Raw genomic sequence first — 1,997 nt, 5'->3', positions numbered from 1 at the left:
GAATGGTACATGAAATATATAACTCTCTGTTTTTCCTCTCCATACTTCTCGTTTCCCCTTGAGGGGAACGCCTCGAAGAGGCAAAGGGTGTACAATGCAGAACGCCGATTTGACACCCCATCGCTATCCTGACCGCCAATCGGCGGACTGTGTCATTTTTGCTTCTTACCCTTGGACATACCTTTGGTGTGAGGGTTCATAGGGTTCAAAAGGTTCAAAGGATTCAAAGGGTTTTGGAAAAGGGTTCTTAAGATTGACCGGCCTTGGACACACCTGCGGTGTGAGGGTTCTTAGGTTTGACGGCCTTTCAGGCCGAGGGTTGTGGTATCGCCCTTACGGTGCACAGCGAACACATTTTGAAGGAGCGCTAGCGACGCGCAAAATGTAGTGAGTCGTTTCCCCTTTAGGGGGCGATGAACATAAAGTCAGCGTTACGGGAATTGACTTTCTGTGTCATATGGCAAAATAACCATTCTGCTGACTGGCTCGCTGCGCTCGCCACCCCCTATCCTGGCTGCGCCGGACTTCCCCCTATGCAGGGGGCAGAATAAAACACCTCGAGGCCTCTCTTCGTAAGCGGCTCTGCAGTAAGCACGGGTTATTGTGCCCCTGTGGAGGTCCTGCATAGGACCTCCAAGTGGGGCGAAGTAAGGCGTCTGGCCTGCCCATTAAGGCGCTTTCCTTTTGTTCCCCACCGAACTGCGGGGGTGGCAAAGGAACTGGATTCATAGGGGAGCCGTAGGCGACCCGCGAATCCAGTGACATGCTTCCCACCGGGCAAAGTGGTGGCGCCAGCCACCAAAGGGGGAATGCATTTCCGACGCCCGCAGGGCGGTTATGAAGTTTTCGCCGCCAAAGGCGATATAAAAATGGCGCCGAAGGCGCCGTACCTCGCCAGCGCAGCGATACTATATAACCCCCGAGGGCGAGAGCCCTCAACCCGCCTGTAAGGCGAAGCCGATCACAGGCAGAACCCTGGCAGCCCAGGGCCAAAAGGCCCGGCAGCTGGCTCAACCCTCACGCCCGTAAGGGCGTGTCAACCTTCGGGAATACTGGAAAGCACCGCCCAGGTCCCGATCCCGACCGCGCCACAGGCGCTTGAACCCTCACCCGAGTCCCCATTCCCCAGTCCCACGGACAGCAGACAGGCCCAGATGGACTCATCAGTCCACTGGCTTTCGTGTATGGACGATTCATGTTTTGTTTCATGATAAGAACAAAAGACGGGCCCTATTGTTTCAAGGAGAATACAATAGGGCCCGTCTTTTATCTGATAAATAAGACAGGAACCTTATTTTCCGGTGTACACGGTTTTCTTATGGCTTCCATAGAGGTCCAGGAATACAGCATCCGGATCGTAGCGGTTCATGCGCACTGGCGCTCTGTCCGCATAGCCTACGGCAATGATGCAGAAGGGATCCAGCTCGTCGGGAATATCCAGAATGTGGCAGAGGTGGATTTTTCTGTCCTGGTAAGGATAAACCTGCATCCACAGGGTGGACAGTCCCAGATGTTCTGCTTCCACCAGAATATTCTGGGCAGCCGCAGCACAGTCAAAGGTCCATTCCTCGGGGAAGGAAATGCCATCCTTCTTTCCCACAATCACAATGGCGGCAGACGCTTTCCGGGCAGGTCCGGCAATGATGCTGTTGTGGGAAATGGCCTTCACCAGATCCTCCCTAGTGACGATGATGAAATCCCTTGATTTCTGGTTCCCCACAGCCCGGGCCTGCATGCCCGCCTTCACCAGAGTAAGAAGTTCATCATCCGGTACTGGCATTTTTTCCTTGAAATACCGACAGGTTCCTCTTCTGAAAATTTCGTCCATGATTCTTCCTCCTTTTATGTTTGATTATGCTTTCGCCTGATTCTTTCTTGCTTTTATTATACCATATGCAGGGGCCGCAGAGCGCGCCCTTTGGACACACCGTAAGTGTCAAGTTTTCCTCGGTAATTCATTTGACTGTCGATAATTACTATCTCCGTGGCTTCGGTTT

Annotated in this window: 1 protein-coding gene; it reads right to left on the bottom strand. The window is 53.1% G+C overall.

Annotated features, from left to right (window positions below; translation table 11 throughout):
• Nucleotides 1-1,291: 1,291 nt before the first annotated feature.
• Nucleotides 1,292-1,828 (bottom strand): nitroreductase family protein, encoded by a 537-nt coding sequence (locus tag HMPREF9453_RS06095; RefSeq protein WP_008859686.1) that lies wholly within the window; start codon nt 1,826-1,828, stop codon nt 1,292-1,294.
• Between the last annotated feature and the right edge of the window lie 169 nt (nt 1,829-1,997).

The organism is Dialister succinatiphilus YIT 11850, from assembly GCF_000242435.1.
Taxonomy (GTDB): domain Bacteria; phylum Bacillota; class Negativicutes; order Veillonellales; family Dialisteraceae; genus Dialister; species Dialister succinatiphilus.
This window is presented reverse-complemented; position numbering and strand designations above follow the sequence as displayed.

Bases quoted from the DNA above. Each gene is read 5' to 3' on its own strand.
- HMPREF9453_RS06095 (WP_008859686.1), bottom strand. From the start codon at position 1,828: ATGGACGAAATTTTCAGAAGAGGAACCTGTCGGTATTTCAAGGAAAAA.